The organism is Mycobacterium sp. 29Ha, from assembly GCF_032883055.1.
GTDB classification, from domain to species: Bacteria; Actinomycetota; Actinomycetes; order Mycobacteriales; family Mycobacteriaceae; genus Mycobacterium; species Mycobacterium gallinarum.
Genome location: NZ_JAMQTI010000009.1, coordinates 161,231 through 178,982 on the forward strand (window position 1 = coordinate 161,231; position 17,752 = coordinate 178,982).

The following is a 17,752-nucleotide window of genomic DNA, read 5'->3' on the forward strand; positions in this document are numbered from 1 at the left end:
GACGGGTCATCGGATCAACCACCGTTATTTGCTGCTTTGAACTCTCGGCGCTTGCGGTGGAGGATCGGCTCGGTATAGCCGTTCGGCTGAGCCCCCCCGGCCAAGATCAGCTCCTGTGCGGCGGTGAACGCCACGCTGCCGTCTGGGTCTGGTGCCATGGGCCGGAATTCCGGATCTTTCTCGTTCTGCTGATCCACCACCGCGGCCATCCGCCGCAGGCTGGCCTTCACATCGTCCTCGGTGATGACACCGTGGCGCAACCAGTTCGCCAGCAGCTGACTCGAAATCCGAAGGGTGGCACGGTCTTCCATCAGAGCGACATTGTGGATGTCGGGCACCTTGGAGCAGCCGACACCCGCGTCGATCCAGCGCACCACATAGCCGAGGATCGACTGGCAGTTGTTGTCGACTTCTTCGCGGATCTCCTCGGGCGCCCACGCGAGTTCCTTGCCCAGCGGGATGGTCAGCAGCTCGTCGATCGTGGTCCGCGTCTTGCCCTGCAACTCCTTCTGCACGGCGAACACGTCGACCTCGTGATAATGCATCGCGTGCAGGGTGGCCGCCGTCGGCGACGGCACCCACGCGGTGGTTGCGCCTGCCTTCGGCTGACCGATCTTCTGCTCGACCATGTCGGCCATCAGGTCGGTCATGGCCCACATGCCCTTGCCGATCTGTGCGCGCCCGGAGAACCCGGTGGCCAGGCCGACGTCCACGTTCTGGTCCTCATAGGCCAGGATCCACGGCTGCGTCTTCATGGCACCCTTGCGGATCATCGGGCCGGCCTCCATCGACGTGTGGATCTCGTCGCCGGTGCGGTCCAGGAAGCCGGTGTTGATGAACACCACGCGGTCGCGTGCCGCTTTGATGCAGGCTTTCAGGTTGAGGGTGGTGCGTCGCTCCTCGTCCATGATTCCGACCTTGATGGTGTTCGGCGGCAGACCGAGCACGTCCTCGACCCGCCCGAACAGCTCGACGGTGAAGGCCACTTCGTCGGGCCCATGCATCTTGGGCTTGACGATGTAGATCGAGCCGGTGCGGCTGTTGACCTTCGGGCCGTTCTTCGTGACACCGTCTTCGTCGGCCTTCAGCCCGTGCATCGCGATCAGGCTGGTGAACAGCGCGTCCTGGATGCCCTCGGGGATCTCGTTTCCATCGACGTCCACGATCGCGTCGTTGGTCATCAGATGACCGACGTTGCGCACGAACATCAGACTGCGGCCGGGCAGCGTCAGCTCGCCCTCGCCGTCAGGTGTGGTGTAGGTGCGGTCCTCGTTGAGCACACGGGTGAACGTCTTGTCGCCCTTGGCCACCTCTTCGGAGAGGTCGCCGCGGTTCAGGCCCAGCCAGTTGCGGTAACCCAGCACCTTGTCGTCGGCGTCGACGGCGGCCACGGAGTCCTCGAAGTCCATGATCGTGGTGATCGCGGATTCCAGGACAACGTCTTTGATGCCTGCCGAATCGGTGGAGCCGACGGGGGAGTCCGGGTCGACCAGGATCTCGACGTGCAGGCCGTGGTTGCGCAGCAGCACCGACCAGGAGGGCGACCCGAGTTCACCGGTGTAGCCGACGAACTGCTCGGGCGTCGCAAGGCCGGTCGTCTGTCCGTCGCCCAGCTCGACGATCAACTGTCCGTCGTCGATCTTGATGCCGGTCGCATCGCTCCAGGCGCCGGTGGCCAGCGGGGCCGCGCCGTCGAGGAAGCGGCGGGCGTACGCGATGACCTTGTCGCCGCGGACTTGGTTATACCCGCCGTCGGTACCTGGTCGCACCTTCTCGGCCCCGTCGTCTTCGGAGATGACATCGGTGCCGTACAGCGCGTCGTACAGCGATCCCCACCGGGCGTTCGCGGCGTTCAGCGCGAAGCGTGCGTTGAGGATCGGGACCACCAGCTGCGGGCCCGCGGTCGTGGTGATCTCATCGTCGACGCCCGCGGTGGAGATCGTGAAGTCGTCAGGCGGAGGCAGCAGGTACCCGATCTCGGTGAGGAACTGCCGGTAGGCCTCGGGATCGATCGGCTCGATGACGCGCTGGCGGTGCCACTTGTCGATACGTGCCTGCAGATCGTCCCGGTAGGCGAGCAGTTCCTGGTTCTTCGGAGTCAGGTCGGCGACGACCTTGTCCACGCCCGACCAGAAGGTGTCGGGATCGAGGCCGGTGCCAGGAAGTGCCTCATCGTTGACGAAGTCGTACAGCACCTGGGCAACACGCAGGTTGCCCACTTTCACGCGATCGGTCATATTTCCTCCCTCGCCGCAAAGGCGCGTAACGCAGTGCCGTCGATCCAGCTTACCCGCGGGTAACGGCGCCTAATTCTGATGTCGCCGCCGAGGCGGCTCCGGTTCCCTCGTGCATCACGCCGGCGCCTTCCGCGGCGAGCAACTGCTCACACGCCATGGTCAGGCGCTTCCGCAGCGGTGCCGCCTGCTCGGCAACGTGCTGCTGGATACGAACGTATTCGGAACGCCCGGCGGGCGTTTCGATCGCGATCGGCTCGAATCCGTAGTCGCGAAGATCATAGGGACTGGCGCGCATGTCGAGCTCACGGGCTTGGGTGGCGAGCTCGAGACAATCCATCACCAGCGCCGAGTCCACGAGGGGTCCCAGCTTGTAGGCGAACTTGTAGCAATCCATGGCCGCGTGCAGACAGCCGGGCTGTTCGGACCCGATCTGGCCGTCGCGGGTCAGCTGCTCGCTGTTCCGTTCGGTGGCTGGCTTGGTGAAGAACCGGAAGGCGTCAAAATGGCTGCACCGCAACGGCATCGATTCGACGACCTCATCAGTTCCGGCGGCGCCGAGTCGCAGCGGGACGCGCTCATGGCGCACCCTCGGCGCCCGGTAGACCATTGCCCACTCGTGCAGCCCGAAGCAGTTCAGTCGCGCCGGGCGCGACGCCGTCGCGCGCAGCAGCCCGGCGATGAAGCGCACCGTGTCGGCGCGGCCGGTGAGGTATTCACGACTCACCGTCACACCGGCGGGGGTGCGCCCGTAACCGCTGCGAACCAGGTAGCGCGCCGCCGAATCCCCGGCGAGCGCCACGCCGAACCCTGGGTGCCACGTCCGCAGCTGCCGGGGACGCAGGCTGTAGTAGGTGAACAAGAAATCCCAGACTGGATGGGGCTCAGAGGCCGGTGCACGGAACGACCGCAGGAAACCGTCGACCCGTTCACGGTGACGCTGCTCCCGGCCGGTCCAGTCGCGCTCGTCGAGCACGAAATCGCAGGTGACGGTGTGCGCAGCCTCACACACGGTGCGTTCCGTCACGCACGGTGCCGACCAAATCTTCGACCAGGTCCTCCAGCGCCACCATCGCCGACACGCTGCCGTCGGGCGCGGTGAGAAGCGCCAAATGCGCGTTGTCCCGCCGCAGCCGCGACAGCGCGTCGGGCAGCGACATCGACGCCGGCACCCTCGGCAGGGGGCGCACCATCGAGGCGTCCAGCACCGCCTGTTCGTTGGCGGGGTCGTGGACCAGCGGCAGCACGTCCTTGATGTGCAGGTACCCGACGTAGTCGCCGGCCGGGTCGCTGACCGGGAACCTCGAGTAGCCGGTTTCGGCGAGGGCGTCTTCGATCGCTCCCAGGGTGGGGCCGGAGCCCGCGCGCGCGACCGGGACGGCGCGGATCTTGCTCAGGGGCATGGCGACGTCGTTGGCGACGCGATCGCGGATCTGCAGTGCGCGGGTGAGCCTGCCGTGCTCCTCCTGGTCGAGCAGGCCCTCGGATCGTGACTCGGCGATCATCTCCGAGAGCTCGACGGTCGAGACCGCGACGTCGAGTTCGTCCTTCGGCTCGACCCCGAACGATCTGAGCGTGATGTTGGCGCACCAGTTGTAGAAGGCAATGAACGGCCGGGCGAGCCGGATCCACACCAGGTACGTCGGGATCAACAGCATCGCCGACGATTCCGGCCCGGCGATCGCGATGTTCTTCGGCACCATCTCGCCGAGCAGGACGTGCAGCGTCACCACGACGCCGAGCGCGACGAAGAACGACACCGTGTGCAGCACGGTGTCGGGAATACCGACCAGCCCGAACGGCTTCTCCAGCAGGTGGGCGACCGCCGGTTCGCCGACACGGCCCAACAGGATCGAACAGATCGTGATGCCAAGCTGCGCGCCGGCCAGCATCAGCGACAGGTTCTCGCCGGCGCGGATGACCGTCACCGCGCTCTTCTTGCCCTGCTCCGCGAGCGCTTCGAGGCGGTCGCGGCGCGCGGAGATCAGCGCGAACTCCGAGGCGACGAAGAAGGCGTTGGCACCGAGCAGCAGAAAGGTCAGCAGCACGCCGAAGATATCGCCGCCCATCAGCCCTCATCTCCCGAGTTGTGGCGGCCTAGTTCGGTGAGCTCGAGCAGGTCGATGCGCCTGCCGTCCATGCGAACCACGGTCGCCAGCCATCGGATGGGATCTTCGAGCGCGGCACCGTCGGGATCGAACGCGGTGAGCTCAACCGACTCGGACTCGTCGGGAATGTGTCCCAGCTTTTCGAGCACCAGTCCGCCGATCGTTTCGTAATCTCCTTCGGGCGCACGGAAACCGGTGGCGTCGGCGACCTCGTCGATGCGCAGCAGCCCCGAGACCTGCCAGCCCCGGCCCGCGGGCACCACATCGGGCGGCTCGACATCGTGCTCGTCGCGGACGTCGCCGACGATCTCCTCGATGAGGTCCTCCATGGTGACCATGCCCGCGGTACCGCCGTATTCATCGACGACCAGCGCGGTCTGCAGCCCGTTCGCACGGATCTGGGTCATCACCGCATCCCCGTCGAGGGTGGAGGGCACCTTCGCAACGGGCAGCGCGAGGCGGGCCAGCGGCGTGGTGGCCCGCCGCTCCGGCGGCACCTCGAACACCTGCTTGACGTGCGCGATGCCGATGGTTTCATCGAGGTCGCCCTCGATGATCGGGAAGCGCGAGTACCCGGTTTTGATCGCCGCGGCCACCAGGTCGGCGGCGGTGTCATCGGATTCCAGCGCCTCGATCTTCGATCGCGGCGTCATCAATTCCTCGGCAGTGCGTTCACCGAACTGCAGAGAGCGGTCCACGAGCACGGCGGTGACCGGATCCAACGCGCCGCTGCGCGCGGAGCTGCGGACCAACGACACCAGCTCCTGCGGCGAGCGGGCCGAGCGCAGTTCCTCAGCCGGCTCGATGCCGAGGCGGCGCAGGATCCAGTTGGCGGTTCCGTTCGTCATCCGGATCAGTGGCGTGAACAGCGCCGAGAACAGCAGCTGCGGACCCGCCGACCAGCGCGCCGTCTGCACCGGCCGTGCCACCGCGAGGTTCTTGGGTACCAGTTCGCCAAACACCATCGAAAGCGACGTGGCGATCAGCACGGCGAAGAACAGGGCCAGCCCACCCACGAAACGGTCGGGCACACCGATCGCCTCGAGACCGGGCCGGACCAGCCGCCCGACAACGGGTTCGGCCAGATAGCCGGTGGCCAGCGTGGTGATCGAGATGCCGACCTGTGCGCCGGAGAGCTGGAACGACAGCGTCCGGTGGGCCCGTCGCACCATCTGGTCACGGCGCGCGCCACTGCGCGCATTGGATTCCACGGTGCTGCGCTCGAGCGCGGTCAGGGAGAACTCCGCGGCGACGAACACCGCCGTCCCGGCGGTCAGCAACACGATCGCGCCGATGGAGAGCAAGGACATCGTGAGGGTCATCGAGAGCTCACCGTCCACACCGATGGGGCGCCGGGCCTGTTGCCCGGCCGACTAGGGGAGGGCTCGGCGTCGTTCGGCTCAGCGTCTTTCAAGACGGTGCCCGGCCGCTCTGCCCCCAAGCTCGCGGCCTCAACGGGTGCCTGCGGCACAGGGTCCCTTTCGAGTAGACACGTCAAGAGTGGGGTCCATGTTAGCCGTTGGTGACCGGCCGGCGGATTCACCAGCCGGTCGGCAGTGGATGACCCTCGGCGAACCCCGCGGGGGACTGCACCCCCAGCACAACCTTCTCGGGTAGCTCGGCGAGATTGCCTGCGCCCACGTAGGTGCACGTGCTGCGCACCCCGGAGGTGATGTGGTCCAGCAGGTCCTCGACCCCGCCCCTGGACGGGTCCAGCCCCATCCGCGACGTGGAGATGCCCTCCTCGAACAACGACTTGCGGGCCTGGTCGAACGGGTCGTCGGCGGCGGTACGCGCCGCGACGGCGCGCTTGGACGCCATGCCGTAGCTTTCCTTGAACGGCCGATCCTCGCGGTCGCGCATGAGGTCGCCCGGCGATTCGTAGGTGCCGGCGAACCACGAGCCGATCATGACGTTGGAGGCGCCTGCGGCGAGGGCCAGCGCGACGTCGCGGGGATGACGGACGCCGCCGTCGGCCCACACGTGACCACCGAGTTGTCTTGCCGCCGCGGCACATTCGAGCACCGCCGAGAACTGTGGCCGGCCCACGCCCGTCATCATCCGGGTGGTGCACATCGCGCCGGGCCCGACGCCGACCTTCACGATCGACGCGCCCGCCGATATCAGGTCGCGGGTGCCTTCGGCGGACACCACGTTGCCCGCCGCCAACGGCAGCCCCAGATCCAGTGCGGCGACCGCCTTGACGGCGTCCAGCATCCGCAGCTGATGTCCGTGCGCGGTGTCGATCACCAGCAGGTCGACGCCCGCCTCGGCCAGGCTGCGCGCCTTCGCGCCCACGTCACCGTTGATGCCGACCGCCGCGGCGATCCGCAACCGGCCCGTCGCGTCGACGGCAGGTGTGTAGATGCCGGCACGGATGGCGGCGGTGCGGGTGAGCACACCGGCCAGGGTGCCGTCCGGTTCGGTCAGCACCGCGACGTCGACGGGCGCGTGTTCGAGCAGGTCAAACACCTTCCGTGGGTCGGTGCCCGCGGGCGCGGTGACGAAGTCGGCGATGGCGATGTCGCGGACCCGGGTGAACCGGTCCACACCCACGCAGCCCGCCTCGGTGACGAGGCCGATCGGCCTGCCCTCGAACAGCACCACCGCGGCGCCGTGGGCGCGTTTGTGAATCAGCGCCATCGCGTCCGACACCGAGTCGTCGGGGGAGAGCACGACCGGGGTGTCGACCACCAGGTCGCGACTCTTCACGAAGTCGACCGTCTGCTGCACCACGGAGATCGGAAGATCTTGCGGCAGAACGACAATGCCGCCACGACGCGCGACCGTCTCGGCCATCCGCCGACCCGCCACCGCGGTCATGTTCGCCACCACCACCGGGATCGTGGTGCCCGAGCCGTCCGACGTCGAGAGGTCGACGTCCATCCGGGACATCACATCGGAGCGTCCGGGGACGATGAAGACGTCGTTGTAGGTCAGGTCGAAGGCGGGCTGGTGGCCGTTGAGAAACTTCATGTCAGGCCAATTCTAGGCCTCGACCTCGCTGCGGTCTCCGCTCCACAGCGTGTGGAACCGCGCGGACGGATCGGCGTCGATGCGGCCGTAGGTGTGAGCGCCGAAGAAGTCGCGCAGGCCCTGGGTGAGCGCCGCAGGCAACCGTTCGGTGCGCAACCCGTCGTAATAGGACAGCGCCGAGGAGAATCCCGGAATCGGGATGCCCAGTTCGGTCGCGGTCACCACCACGCGGCGCCAGCTGTCGATCGCGGCCTCGATCGCTTCACGGAAATACGGGGCGACGATCAGCGACGGCAGATCCGGCGTCTCGTCGAACGCTTCCTTGATGCGGTTGAGGAACTTGGCCCGGATGATGCATCCGCCACGCCAGATGGTGGCCATATCGCCCGGGGTGATGCCCCAGTCGTACTCGGCGCTGCCCGCCTGAATCTGGTTGAAGCCCTGCGCGTACGCGATGATCTTGGAGGCATACAGTGCCTTGCTGACGTCATCGATGAATCGTGCTGCATCGCCGGGCTTCTCGCCGAGATCGCCCGACGCCAGACCCGTGGTGGCCTTGCGCTGCGCCACCGAACCCGACAGCGCGCGGGCGAACACCGCCTCGGCGATCCCGGTCACCGGCACCCCGAGGTCCAGCGCCGACTTCACCGTCCACCGTCCGGTGCCCTTCTGCTCGGCCTCGTCGAGGATGAGATCGACAAGCGGTTTGCCGGTCTTGGCGTCGGTCTGCCGCAGCACGTCGGCGGTGATCTCGATGAGGAAGCTGTCCAGGTCGCCGGAGTTCCATTCGGCGAAGACGTCGGCGATCTCGGGTGCGCTCAGTCCCAGCGCATCGCGCAGCAGCTGGTAGGCCTCACCGATCAGCTGCATGTCTGAGTACTCGATGCCGTTGTGCACCATCTTCACGAAGTGCCCTGCGCCGTCGGGTCCGATATGGGTGCAGCACGGCACGCCGTCGACGTGGGCGGAGATCTCCTCCAGCAGCGGGCCCAGCGACTTGTAGGACTCGGCCGGACCGCCGGGCATGATCGACGGGCCCTTGAGTGCGCCTTCCTCACCGCCGGAGATGCCGGCGCCGACGAAGTGGAGTCCGCGCTCGCGGATCGCCTTCTCGCGGCGGATGGTGTCGGTGTAGAGCGCGTTGCCGCCGTCGATGATGATGTCGCCTTCCTCCATCGCATCGGCCAGCTCGTTGATGACGGCGTCGGTCGGGTCGCCCGCCTTGACCATGATGATCACCCGGCGTGGCTTCTCCAGCGCGGCAAGGAATTCGGGGATGGTCTCGCTGCGCACGAAATTGCCCTCGGAGCCGTGTTCGGCGAGCAGCGCGTCGGTCTTGGCGACGGACCGGTTGTGCAGCGCCACGGTGTATCCGTGGCTGGCGAAGTTGCGCGCGAGGTTGGATCCCATGACCGCGAGGCCCGTGACCCCGATCTGAGCGGTGCCATTCGTGGGATTTTCAGACGAGCTCATTCGGGCAGCCTTTCGTTTTGGTCGAGCAGGGATGGCCTACTACACAGAAGCGCTACGCAGTGAACAAACGATTCAACTCGGTCAACCAGGGCAGGACCACCGCGACGGTGGGTACCACCAGAACGGCGGCGGCGGCCACGTAGGCGCATGCGGCCACACCGAGGCTGTTACCGCGGCCCCCAAGACGGCGTACGCGGGTCACGGTCGTGGGCCCGCCCGCGGCCAGCGCTCCCGCGGGTGTGCGGCCCGTGGCGCACGCGACCAGCGCGCGAGCCAACGGAGTGGGACCCGCCGCACGCACGGCGGCGTCGTCGGCCAGCATCTCGATCAGCAAGCGCACCGCATCAAGTGCGCTCGCGCTACGGACGAAACGCGGGAACGCGGCGTGGACGGCGGTGAACATCTCGAGCACCAGGTCGTGCCGGGCCCGCAGATGTGCGCGCTCGTGCGACAGGATCGCGGCGATCTCGTTGTCCGCCAGTGTCGTGAGAGTGCCCTCGCTGACCACCACGCGACTCCGCACGCCCGGCAGACAGTAGGCAAGGGGCTCGTCGACGTCGAGAATGCGCAATCCGGATTTATGGGACTTGCCGACGAGGTCGACAACCATCCGATGGTGTGCGCGCCTGCGCCGAGTCGCTATCGCGACCTGGACGACGGCCACCGCAAGACGCGCCCCCACCATCAGCGTCAGCGCGAATACCGCTACGTAGGTGATCCACAGTGGCCAGCCGAGCACGTCGATCTCACCGGCGAGCGTCGAGGTCGGCCTGCCGTCGGGTCCGGGCGCGAAAAGCCTGCTCGCGATGGCGATTCCGGCGGAGAAGGCCGAGAGTACGGCGGCCAGCGCGATGGCTTGCCACAGCACGATCGCGGCCCGCGGTGCCCGCGACGGCCACTTTGCCCGCGCCAGCATCGCCGGCACCGGTCCCGACAGGACCAGCGCCATGATGGAGAAGGCCAGCGCCGACACGCTGTAAGTGTCTCTCAGCCGGTGCCCGGCTCGCCAGCGGGTGGCGATATCCGGTGCTTGCTCTCCAACTCGGACAACGCGCGGCGCAGAGCCGCCGCCTCGTCCGCGTTGACGCGCTCGACGAAATGCACGAGCGCAGCCTCGCGGTCACCCGAGTCCGCAGCTTGGTCCAGGGCATCGACCATCAACCCGGCGACCAGTTCGTCGCGCCCGTGGGTCGGGGCGTAGCGATGTGCCCGGTCATCGCGGTGCTGGACGACGAGATTCTTCTTCGCCAGCCGTTGCAGGACGGTCATGATCGTGGTGTAGGCGAGGTCGCGCTGGGCCGCGAGTGCCTCGTGGACCTGGCGCACAGTTTGGGGCTCGCGCGTGGACCACAGGTGGTCCATCACAGCGCGTTCGAGTTCCCCCAGACGCGTCAACTTGGCCATCTTCGCTCATCTCCTAGAGACGGTAGGTCCAGCGTACTACGGGATTACTACCGTGTGTCGTATCGCGCACGGCTATCCCGTTCGGCGCGTTGTCGAGCACGCCCGACGGAATGTTCCGGCTTGGGTTCGTCCGAGGTCACCGTCCCCTTCGCCTGCCCTTGTGAGTCCAGTCACAGGGGGTGGCTCCAGCGGTCGGCCTGACTATAGTAAGGCTATCCTAAGTCAATACGGGAGGTCCCATGACGGTCGTGGTCGACGACCCGCTCATCTCGAGCATGGCCATTGCGCAGGCGATGCCATTGCACGAATCGAGCCGCCGATTGCGTGAGCTTTATCCCGAATGTCCCCGCGTCTACGGAGTCGCGGTGATCGGCGATCTGTCACGCCGGCGCTGGTGGCCGTTGACGCAGGCGCTCACGACCGATCGGCTGCATTCGATGTTCAGGCTGGCGGCCGAGGAGACCGAAAGTCGTGCGGCGGTGGCCCAGCAGCTCGCTGCGACCCTGGCGCACGTGGTCGTCGGACGGGTGGTGCCCCTGCTCGTGCTCGAGGGTCGCGCCTGGGACACCGGCCTGGAGAATCTGTGGGTGCACGTGGATTCCGAGGGCGCGATCGACTGGGTTGGCGTCGTCGACCCCACGCTGCGCGCACTGCCGAACGACCCGTTCTTCGGTGACCATCCGAATCCTCGGTCGCACAACGCCATCCGGGATGGAATCGTCGCCCTGCCGAACGAGGCCGCACTGACGACGTGGATTGCACACCGCAGTCATCGCACCCTCGCGCCGTTGTTCGGCAAGCTTGCCGAGGTCAGCGGCTCGGCGATCTCGATAGCGGCCATGTGGCACATCGTCGGCGCCGCGGTGGTGGGCGCGGCGACGCAGGTGCCGCTGCTGGCGGGGTCCAGCGAGCTCACGAGCATGCGTCGCGGCCAGGCCGTGCTCGACGCGCTGGTCGGATTCGGGCTGCCCGTGCGGGGCGCCACGAGAATTCCGTCAGTAGCGGCAGGGAAGGTATTGCTAAATTAGGGCAGCCTTGCCTATGCTTTTGTTGAAGCAAGACGCGTACCACCGGACCGCGCCGGAGTCCTGAGGGCTGCAGTGACTCCCGGTCCACACGAAGGAAGGGCCCCGCATCATGTGCGGGGCCCTTCCGCATTTCCAGGTCTCGACCACAACGGTCCGGACATCGCCGTGTAGACAAATCTGCGTGAGCACAGACATCCCAGCCGGCCTCGGCGCCGGATTCGACTCGGCGATCGGCCTCGAATTCCTCGAGCTGACCCCCGAGGGCGGCACCGCCCGTCTCGAGATCAACGACAAGCTGCTGCAACCGTGGGGGATCGTGCACGGTGGCGTGTACTGCTCGATCATCGAGAGCCTGGCCAGCGTGTCGGGGCAGGTCTGGCTCAGCGAGAACGGCGGCGGTCACGTGGTCGGCGTCAACAACAACACCGACTTCCTGCGCGCCATCTCCGCCGGCACGGTGACCGCAGTATCGGTTCCGATCCATCGCGGCCGGCGCCAGCAGCTGTGGCTGATCACCATCACCGACGACACCGACCGTGTCGTGGCGCGAGGCCAGGTGCGGCTGCAGAACCTGCCCGCCGAGTAACCGCCGCTTTCCTCGCGCTGCTGAGGTGTGCGGGGCGTGGCAGTATCCCCGACTATGCGATTAACGCCGCATGAACAGGACAGGTTGCTGCTGTCGTACGCCGCAGAGCTGGCGCGCAGGCGCCAGGCGCGCGGGCTGAAACTCAACCACCCCGAGGCCGTTGCGGTGATCACCGATCACCTTCTCGAAGGGGCGCGCGACGGTCGCACGGTCGTGGAGTTGATGGCCAGCGGCCGCGAGGTTCTCAGCCGCGAGGACGTGATGGCCGGCGTTCCGGAGATGCTCGACGACGTCCAGGTGGAGGCGACGTTCCCCGATGGGACGAAACTCGTCACCGTCCACCATCCGATCCCATGACGGCCGACGATGCGTCGTGGGCGCCCGGCGAGATCGTCTACGGCACCGGCGATATCGAGATCAACCAGGGCGCGCGACGGGTCGAGATGGAGATCCTCAACACCGGCGACCGTCCCGTCCAGGTCGGTAGCCACGTGCACCTGCCACAAAGCAATGCCGCCCTGCGATTCGATCGTGCAGCCGCCCACGGACATCGGCTCGACATTCCCGCCGGCACCGCGGTGCGGTTCGAACCCGGTGTTGCCCAGCGGGTCTCGTTGGTACCGCTGCGCGGATCACGCGAGGTGTATGGGTTGAGCCTGCAACCGCCCGGCCGATTGGACACGTGATGAGCGCTTGCACGAAGAACAGAGAGCACCGATGAGCGCTTGCGCGAAGAACAGAGAGCACCGATGAGCGCTTGCGCGAAGAACAGAGAGCACCGATGAGCGCCATTTCCCGCGCCAGGTATGCAGCGCTCTTCGGACCCACGACCGGCGACCGCATCCGATTGGCGGATACCGATCTGTTCATCGAGATCACCGAGGATCGCAGCGGCGGGCCGGGTCTGGCCGGCGACGAGGCGGTCTTCGGTGGCGGCAAGGTGTTGCGCGAGTCGATGGGCCAGGGCCGGGCAACCCGGGCCGACGGCGCACCCGACACCGTGATCACCGGCGTGGTCATCATCGACCACTGGGGAATCATCAAGGCCGACATCGGTATTCGCGACGGCCGGATCGTCGCGATCGGCAAGGCCGGCAACCCCGACATCATGTCCGGGGTGCACCCCGATCTCGTGGTCGGTCCGTCGACCGAGATCATCGCCGGCAACGGCCGAATCGTCACCGCCGGTGGTATCGACTGCCATGTCCATTTGATCTGTCCGCAGATCATGGGGGAAGCCCTCGGTGGTGGCATCACCACAATCATCGGCGGCGGTACCGGACCCGCGGAGGGCAGCAAGGCCACCACCGTGACGCCGGGGGGGTGGCATCTGGGGCGCATGCTGGAGGCGCTGGACTCATGGCCGATGAACATTGCGCTGCTCGGCAAGGGCAATACCGTCAGTACCGAATCGATGTGGGAGCAATTGCGCGGCGGCGCTTCAGGTTTCAAGCTGCACGAAGATTGGGGGTCCACCCCCGCGGCGATCGACGCCTGCCTTTCCGTCGCCGATGCGGCCGGCGTGCAGGTTGCCCTGCACTCGGACACCCTGAACGAGGCGGGTTTCGTCGAGGACACGATCGGTGCGATCAACGGTCGGTCGATTCACGCCTACCACACCGAGGGCGCCGGCGGCGGCCACGCGCCCGACATCATCCGCGTCGCCGCGGAACCGTACGTCTTGCCGAGTTCGACCAATCCCACGCGTCCGCACACCATAAACACCCTCGATGAACACCTCGACATGTTGATGGTGTGCCATCACCTCAACCCTTCGGTGCCAGAGGATCTCGCATTCGCCGAAAGCCGCATCCGCCCGTCGACGATGGCGGCCGAGGACCTGCTGCACGACATCGGGGCGATCTCGATGATCGGCAGCGACTCCCAGGCGATGGGGCGCATCGGCGAAGTGGTGATCCGCACCTGGCAGACCGCTCACGTGATGAAGCGACGCCGGGGTGCATTGGAAGGGGATAAGTCCGGCGTCCGTCAATCCGACAACAATCGCGCCCGCCGGTACGTCGCGAAATACACGATCTGCCCGGCCATCGCGCACGGCCTCGACGACGAGATCGGCTCGGTGGAGGTGGGTAAGCTCGCCGACCTCGTGCTGTGGGAGCCCGCGTTCTTCGGCGTCCGGCCGCACGCGGTGCTCAAGGGCGGGATGATCGCCTGGGCCGCAATGGGTGACGCGAACGCGTCGATTCCCACACCGCAGCCCGTACTGCCGCGACCGATGTTTGGTGCGGCGACGGCAGCGGCGTCGGCGACCTCGGTGCATTTCGTATCCTCACAGGCCCTCGATGACGGGCTTGCCGACCGGCTCGCCGTCAACCGCAGGCTCGTCGCGGTCAAGGATGTCCGCAATGTCGGCAAGGTCGACATGCCGTTCAACGACGCGCTGCCCGAAATCGAGGTCGACCCCGACACGTTCACCGTCCGTATCGACGGCGACGTGTGGCGCGAAGACCCCGCCGTCGAGTTGCCCATGGCGCAACGCTATTTCCTGTTCTGACAGGTATTCCGATGAACTTGGCGACACTGCTGACACTTTCGGACTCGCGGCTGCCGACCGGCGGCCACGTGCACTCCGGAGGTGTCGAGGAGGCCGTCACCGAGGGTCTGGTCCGCGACCTCGTCACGCTGCGGGCCTTCCTGATCCGGCGAATCCGCACCACCGGATTGGTGACCGCATCGGTGGCCGCGGCCGTGCACAGCGCCAGCCTGCCGGTCAGCGGCGCGGACGCCGAGATCGACGCCCGCACACCGGCACCCGCCGCGCGTAAGGCATCCCGCGCGCAAGGGCGCGGTCTGCTGCGGCTCGCCCGACGGGTCTGGCCGGCCGAAGGCTGGGAATCGCTGGGTGCCGCGCCGCACCTCGCCACCGTGGCCGGAACCGTCGGCGCGGCCAGTGGGCTCGAACCCCAACAGACAGCGCTGACCGTGGTCTACACGACGATGACCGGATCCGCTACGGCCGCGCAACGACTACTGGCGCTGGACCCAGGCGACGTCGCGGCGCTGACCTTCGAGCTGGCCCCGTTGTGCGACCAAACCTCCGCGACGGCCTGCAAGGAGTTGGCCGACCTGTCTGATCCGCTGCTCGACCTGCTGGCCCAGAGGCACAGCCAACGCGAGCGACCCCTGTTCGCATCCTGAAAGAGAGTTCGCCCCATGCCGCCTCAGCCACCGCATTTCCTCGACGGCCAGCCACACGGTCACACCGACCGGCCCAAACGCCGGCGGACACCGGGGGAGCCGTTGCGCATCGGCGTCGGCGGGCCGGTCGGCTCGGGCAAGACGGCGTTGGTCGCCGCGTTGTGCAGGCAACTGCGTGACGAGCTGTCGTTGGCCGTGCTCACCAACGACATCTACACCACAGAAGACGCCGACTTCCTGCGCCGTCACGCCGTCCTGCCCGATGGCCGCATCGCCGCGGTGCAGACCGGCGGATGCCCCCACACTGCGATCCGCGACGACATCACCGCCAACCTCGACGCGATCGACGATCTCATCGCGGGCAACGAGCAGCTCGACCTGATCCTGGTGGAATCCGGTGGCGACAACCTGACGGCCACCTTCTCGTCCGGGCTGGTGGACGTTCAGATCTTCGTCATCGATGTCGCAGGCGGCGACAAAGTTCCCCGCAAGGGCGGCCCGGGCGTCACCTACTCGGATCTGTTGGTGGTCAACAAGACTGATCTGGCACCGCTCGTCGGGGCCGATCTCGACGTGATGCGGCGCGACGCGGCCACCGTGCGCGGCGACCGGCCGGCGGTATTGATCTCGCTGACCGAAGACCCCGCCGCGACCGCCGTGCTCACGTGGGTGCGCGAGCAGCTGAAGGTCGCGGTCTGATGCGATCCGACGTGCTCGTCGTCGCGCAACGCGGCCGCCGCCCTCGCATAGAATCCAGCGGTGGTATCGCGGCCCGGGAAACCGAACCCGACACCGTGCACCTGGTGTCGGCGGCGGCCACCCCGCTCGGCGGAGACTCCATATGTGTGCGCATCGTGGTGGAACCGGGCGCGCTGCTGCGCGTGCGCACCGCCGCCGCGACGATGACGCTGCCCGGACCGACCACCCATGAGTCACATGCGAATTGGCTCCTCGAGGTCGCCGGCGAGCTCGATCTGGACCCGCAACCGACCGTCGTTGCGGCCGCTTCCCGGCATATCACGTCGACACGGCTGGCCGTCGAAGGATCCGGCCGAGTCAAGTTGCGCGAGCGGATCCAGATCGGGAGAACTGATGAACGGCAGGGCTTTTGGTCCGGATCGCTATACGCCGACGTCGACGGGACGGCGCTACTGCGGCATCGCATCGAGCTGGGTCGAGGTTCGGCGGCCGACGACGAGTTGGCCGCGCCGATGGCTTGCATCAGCGAATTGCACTACCCACAGACGGAAGTCGACACCGCCGGCATGACGCTCGCGCTGGCGCGTGGCGGCTGCCTGTCGACCTGGCAGGGCGAGCGGCTCTAGACCGCGGCTCTCTCTTCCGGATCCTGCACCAACGCCGCGATCTCCTCGAGTTCTTCGATTCTGGTGCGGGCGTACGCCTGCTGCTCGGTGATCGTGAGGTTGCCGCGCTTCTTCGACAGGAACGTCACCGTCCACATCAGCAGCGTAGTGATCTTGCGCCTGAACCCGACCAGATACACCAGATGCAGCACCAGCCAAGCCAGCCAGGCGATGAAGCCGCCGAACTCCACCGGGCCGATCTTCGCCACCGCGGAGAAGCGCGACACCGTGGCCATCGAACCCTTGTCGAAGTACTGGAAGGGTTCGCGCTCAGCGGGATTGGCACCCTTGAGCTCGGCCTTGATCGCCTTGGCGGCGTACCTGCCGCCCTGGATGGCTCCCTGAGCCATACCGGGAACGCCTTCGACGGCGGCCATGTCGCCGACCACGAACACGTTCGGATGGCCGGGCACGGTCAGGTCGGGGAGCACCTTCAGTCGTCCCGCGCGATCGACCTCGGCGTCGGACTGATCAGCGATATCGCGGCCGAGCGGGCTCGCCGAAACGCCCGCCGACCACACCTTGGTCGCGCAGTCGATGCGACGGAACTTGCCGTCGGGATCCTTGACCGTGATGCCGTTGCGGTCGACGTCGGTGACCATAGCCCCGAGCTGGATCTCGACGCCCATCTTCTCCAGACGTGCCTTGGCCTTGTTGCCGAGCTTCTCGCCCATCGGGGGCAGCACGGCGGGTGCGGCGTCGAGCAGGATCACCCGGGCAGTCGTCGAATCGATGTGCCGGAACGCGCCCTTGAGCGTGTGGTCGGCGAGTTCGGCGATCTGCCCGGCCATTTCGACGCCGGTCGGACCGGCACCGACGACGGTGAATGTCAGCAGCTTCTCGCGGCGGGCGGGGTCGCTGGATCGTTCCGCCTGCTCGAACGCGCCGAGGATGCGGGCACGCAACTCCAGTGCATCATCGATCGACTTCATGCCCGGTGCCCATTCCGCGAAATGGTCGTTGCCGAAGTAGGACTGGCCCGCGCCCGCAGCGACGATGAGCGAGTCGTACGGCGTGACATAGGTGTGCCCGAGCAGCTCCGACCGGACGGTCTGATTCGCCAGATCGATGTGCGTCACATTGCCCAGCAGCACCTGCGCGTTCTTCTGATTGCGCAGGATCATCCGGGTCGGGGGAGCGATCTCGCCTGAGGAGATGATGCCGGTCGCCACCTGATACAGCAGCGGCTGGAAAAGGTGGTGTGTGGTCTTGGCGATCATCTTCACGTCGACGTCGGCACGCCTGAGCGCTTTGGCAGCGGTCAGCCCGCCGAACCCTGAACCGATGATGACGACCTTGTGCCTATCGGTTGCAGTGGCTCCGGGATGGCTCATTGTCGGGCTCCTCGACGGTGCTTCACGTGCTATTTCTACCCACTACGGTAGTCGCCCGAACCTCCGATACACGCACGGTTTGGCTG

The 17,752-nt window shown here is 67.0% G+C and carries 17 protein-coding genes; 8 read left to right on the forward strand and 9 right to left on the reverse strand.

The annotated features are described in order from the left end of the window. Nucleotides 1–14 precede the first annotated feature (14 nt). The 8 genes from M1248_RS14090 to M1248_RS14125 form a co-directional block, all read right to left on the reverse strand. Nucleotides 15–2,237 carry a malate synthase G gene (locus M1248_RS14090; RefSeq protein WP_317148739.1) on the reverse strand — a complete coding sequence of 741 codons (2,223 nt, stop codon included), beginning with the start codon at nt 2,235–2,237 and terminating at the stop codon, nt 15–17. Between the two features lie 49 nt (nt 2,238–2,286). Beyond that, nucleotides 2,287–3,246 (reverse strand): 3-methyladenine DNA glycosylase, encoded by a 960-nt coding sequence (locus M1248_RS14095; protein WP_317148789.1) that lies wholly within the window; start codon nt 3,244–3,246, stop codon nt 2,287–2,289. Beyond that, nucleotides 3,239–4,303, reverse strand: a complete 1,065-nt coding sequence (locus M1248_RS14100) for a hemolysin family protein (protein WP_163728510.1) — start codon at nt 4,301–4,303, stop codon at nt 3,239–3,241. The genes M1248_RS14095 and M1248_RS14100 overlap by 8 nt, the downstream gene beginning before the upstream one ends. Continuing rightward, nucleotides 4,303–5,664, reverse strand: coding sequence for a hemolysin family protein (locus M1248_RS14105; RefSeq protein WP_317148740.1), 1,362 nt, complete (start codon nt 5,662–5,664; stop codon nt 4,303–4,305). The genes M1248_RS14100 and M1248_RS14105 overlap by 1 nt, the downstream gene beginning before the upstream one ends. Nucleotides 5,665–5,881: 217 nt before the next feature. After that, nucleotides 5,882–7,318: a GuaB1 family IMP dehydrogenase-related protein gene (locus M1248_RS14110; RefSeq protein WP_163728505.1), complete on the reverse strand. Its 1,437-nt coding sequence runs from the start codon at nt 7,316–7,318 to the stop codon at nt 5,882–5,884. A 12-nt stretch (nt 7,319–7,330) separates the two neighbouring features. After that, nucleotides 7,331–8,791 (reverse strand): NADP-dependent phosphogluconate dehydrogenase, encoded by a 1,461-nt coding sequence (gene gndA / locus M1248_RS14115; RefSeq protein WP_083127258.1) that lies wholly within the window; start codon nt 8,789–8,791, stop codon nt 7,331–7,333. 52 nt (nt 8,792–8,843) lie between these two features. Further along, nucleotides 8,844–9,764, reverse strand: coding sequence for a M56 family metallopeptidase (locus M1248_RS14120; RefSeq protein ID WP_163728499.1), 921 nt, complete (start codon nt 9,762–9,764; stop codon nt 8,844–8,846). 14 nt (nt 9,765–9,778) lie between these two features. Then, the gene (locus M1248_RS14125; RefSeq protein WP_083127260.1) at nt 9,779–10,195 is read right to left on the reverse strand and encodes a BlaI/MecI/CopY family transcriptional regulator; all 417 of its coding nucleotides are present in this window, start codon (nt 10,193–10,195) and stop codon (nt 9,779–9,781) included. 239 nt (nt 10,196–10,434) lie between these two features. Between M1248_RS14125 and M1248_RS14130 the strand changes: the two genes are divergently transcribed. From M1248_RS14130 to M1248_RS14165, 8 genes are all read left to right on the forward strand, one after another. Continuing rightward, a complete protein-coding gene (locus M1248_RS14130; protein WP_163728497.1) occupies nt 10,435–11,223 on the forward strand; it encodes an iron reductase in 789 nt (262 codons plus the stop codon). A 181-nt stretch (nt 11,224–11,404) separates the two neighbouring features. Further along, entirely contained in the window at nt 11,405–11,809 is a 405-nt protein-coding gene (locus tag M1248_RS14135; RefSeq protein WP_174262036.1) for a PaaI family thioesterase, read from the forward strand. Between the two features lie 54 nt (nt 11,810–11,863). Next, the gene (locus M1248_RS14140; protein ID WP_163728495.1) at nt 11,864–12,166 is read left to right on the forward strand and encodes an urease subunit gamma; all 303 of its coding nucleotides are present in this window, start codon (nt 11,864–11,866) and stop codon (nt 12,164–12,166) included. Further along, nucleotides 12,163–12,495, forward strand: coding sequence for an urease subunit beta (locus M1248_RS14145; RefSeq protein ID WP_163728493.1), 333 nt, complete (start codon nt 12,163–12,165; stop codon nt 12,493–12,495). The genes M1248_RS14140 and M1248_RS14145 overlap by 4 nt, the downstream gene beginning before the upstream one ends. 95 nt (nt 12,496–12,590) lie before the next feature. Then, on the forward strand, nt 12,591–14,324 hold the full coding sequence (locus M1248_RS14150; protein WP_317148741.1) for an urease subunit alpha: 1,734 nt from the start codon (nt 12,591–12,593) through the stop codon (nt 14,322–14,324). Between the two features lie 11 nt (nt 14,325–14,335). Beyond that, nucleotides 14,336–14,968: an urease accessory protein UreF gene (locus M1248_RS14155; RefSeq protein WP_317148742.1), complete on the forward strand. Its 633-nt coding sequence runs from the start codon at nt 14,336–14,338 to the stop codon at nt 14,966–14,968. 15 nt (nt 14,969–14,983) lie between these two features. After that, entirely contained in the window at nt 14,984–15,667 is a 684-nt protein-coding gene (gene ureG / locus M1248_RS14160) for an urease accessory protein UreG (protein WP_317148743.1), read from the forward strand. After that, nucleotides 15,667–16,293 (forward strand): urease accessory protein UreD, encoded by a 627-nt coding sequence (locus tag M1248_RS14165; RefSeq protein WP_317148744.1) that lies wholly within the window; start codon nt 15,667–15,669, stop codon nt 16,291–16,293. Before ureG ends, M1248_RS14165 begins: the two co-directional genes overlap by 1 nt. Here the strand turns inward: M1248_RS14165 and M1248_RS14170 are convergent. Next, nucleotides 16,290–17,666, reverse strand: a complete 1,377-nt coding sequence (locus tag M1248_RS14170; RefSeq protein ID WP_083127269.1) for an NAD(P)/FAD-dependent oxidoreductase — start codon at nt 17,664–17,666, stop codon at nt 16,290–16,292. The two genes, M1248_RS14165 and M1248_RS14170, sit on opposite strands and share 4 nt — an antisense overlap. Between the last annotated feature and the right edge of the window lie 86 nt (nt 17,667–17,752).

What these genes read in the sequence shown, in the direction of transcription:
- M1248_RS14090 (WP_317148739.1), bottom strand. Translation starts at nt 2,237, where the DNA reads ATGACCGATCGCGTGAAAGTGGGCAACCTGCGTGTTGCCCAGGTGCTG.
- M1248_RS14100 (WP_163728510.1), bottom strand. Translation starts at nt 4,303, where the DNA reads ATGGGCGGCGATATCTTCGGCGTGCTGCTGACCTTTCTGCTGCTCGGT.
- M1248_RS14105 (WP_317148740.1), bottom strand. Translation starts at nt 5,664, where the DNA reads ATGACCCTCACGATGTCCTTGCTCTCCATCGGCGCGATCGTGTTGCTG.
- M1248_RS14110 (WP_163728505.1), bottom strand. Translation starts at nt 7,318, where the DNA reads ATGAAGTTTCTCAACGGCCACCAGCCCGCCTTCGACCTGACCTACAAC.
- gndA (WP_083127258.1), bottom strand. Translation starts at nt 8,791, where the DNA reads ATGAGCTCGTCTGAAAATCCCACGAATGGCACCGCTCAGATCGGGGTC.
- M1248_RS14125 (WP_083127260.1), bottom strand. Translation starts at nt 10,195, where the DNA reads ATGGCCAAGTTGACGCGTCTGGGGGAACTCGAACGCGCTGTGATGGAC.
- M1248_RS14130 (WP_163728497.1), top strand. Translation starts at nt 10,435, where the DNA reads ATGACGGTCGTGGTCGACGACCCGCTCATCTCGAGCATGGCCATTGCG.
- M1248_RS14140 (WP_163728495.1), top strand. Translation starts at nt 11,864, where the DNA reads ATGCGATTAACGCCGCATGAACAGGACAGGTTGCTGCTGTCGTACGCC.
- M1248_RS14145 (WP_163728493.1), top strand. Translation starts at nt 12,163, where the DNA reads ATGACGGCCGACGATGCGTCGTGGGCGCCCGGCGAGATCGTCTACGGC.
- M1248_RS14150 (WP_317148741.1), top strand. Translation starts at nt 12,591, where the DNA reads ATGAGCGCCATTTCCCGCGCCAGGTATGCAGCGCTCTTCGGACCCACG.
- M1248_RS14155 (WP_317148742.1), top strand. Translation starts at nt 14,336, where the DNA reads ATGAACTTGGCGACACTGCTGACACTTTCGGACTCGCGGCTGCCGACC.
- ureG (WP_317148743.1), top strand. Translation starts at nt 14,984, where the DNA reads ATGCCGCCTCAGCCACCGCATTTCCTCGACGGCCAGCCACACGGTCAC.
- M1248_RS14165 (WP_317148744.1), top strand. Translation starts at nt 15,667, where the DNA reads ATGCGATCCGACGTGCTCGTCGTCGCGCAACGCGGCCGCCGCCCTCGC.
- M1248_RS14170 (WP_083127269.1), bottom strand. Translation starts at nt 17,666, where the DNA reads ATGAGCCATCCCGGAGCCACTGCAACCGATAGGCACAAGGTCGTCATC.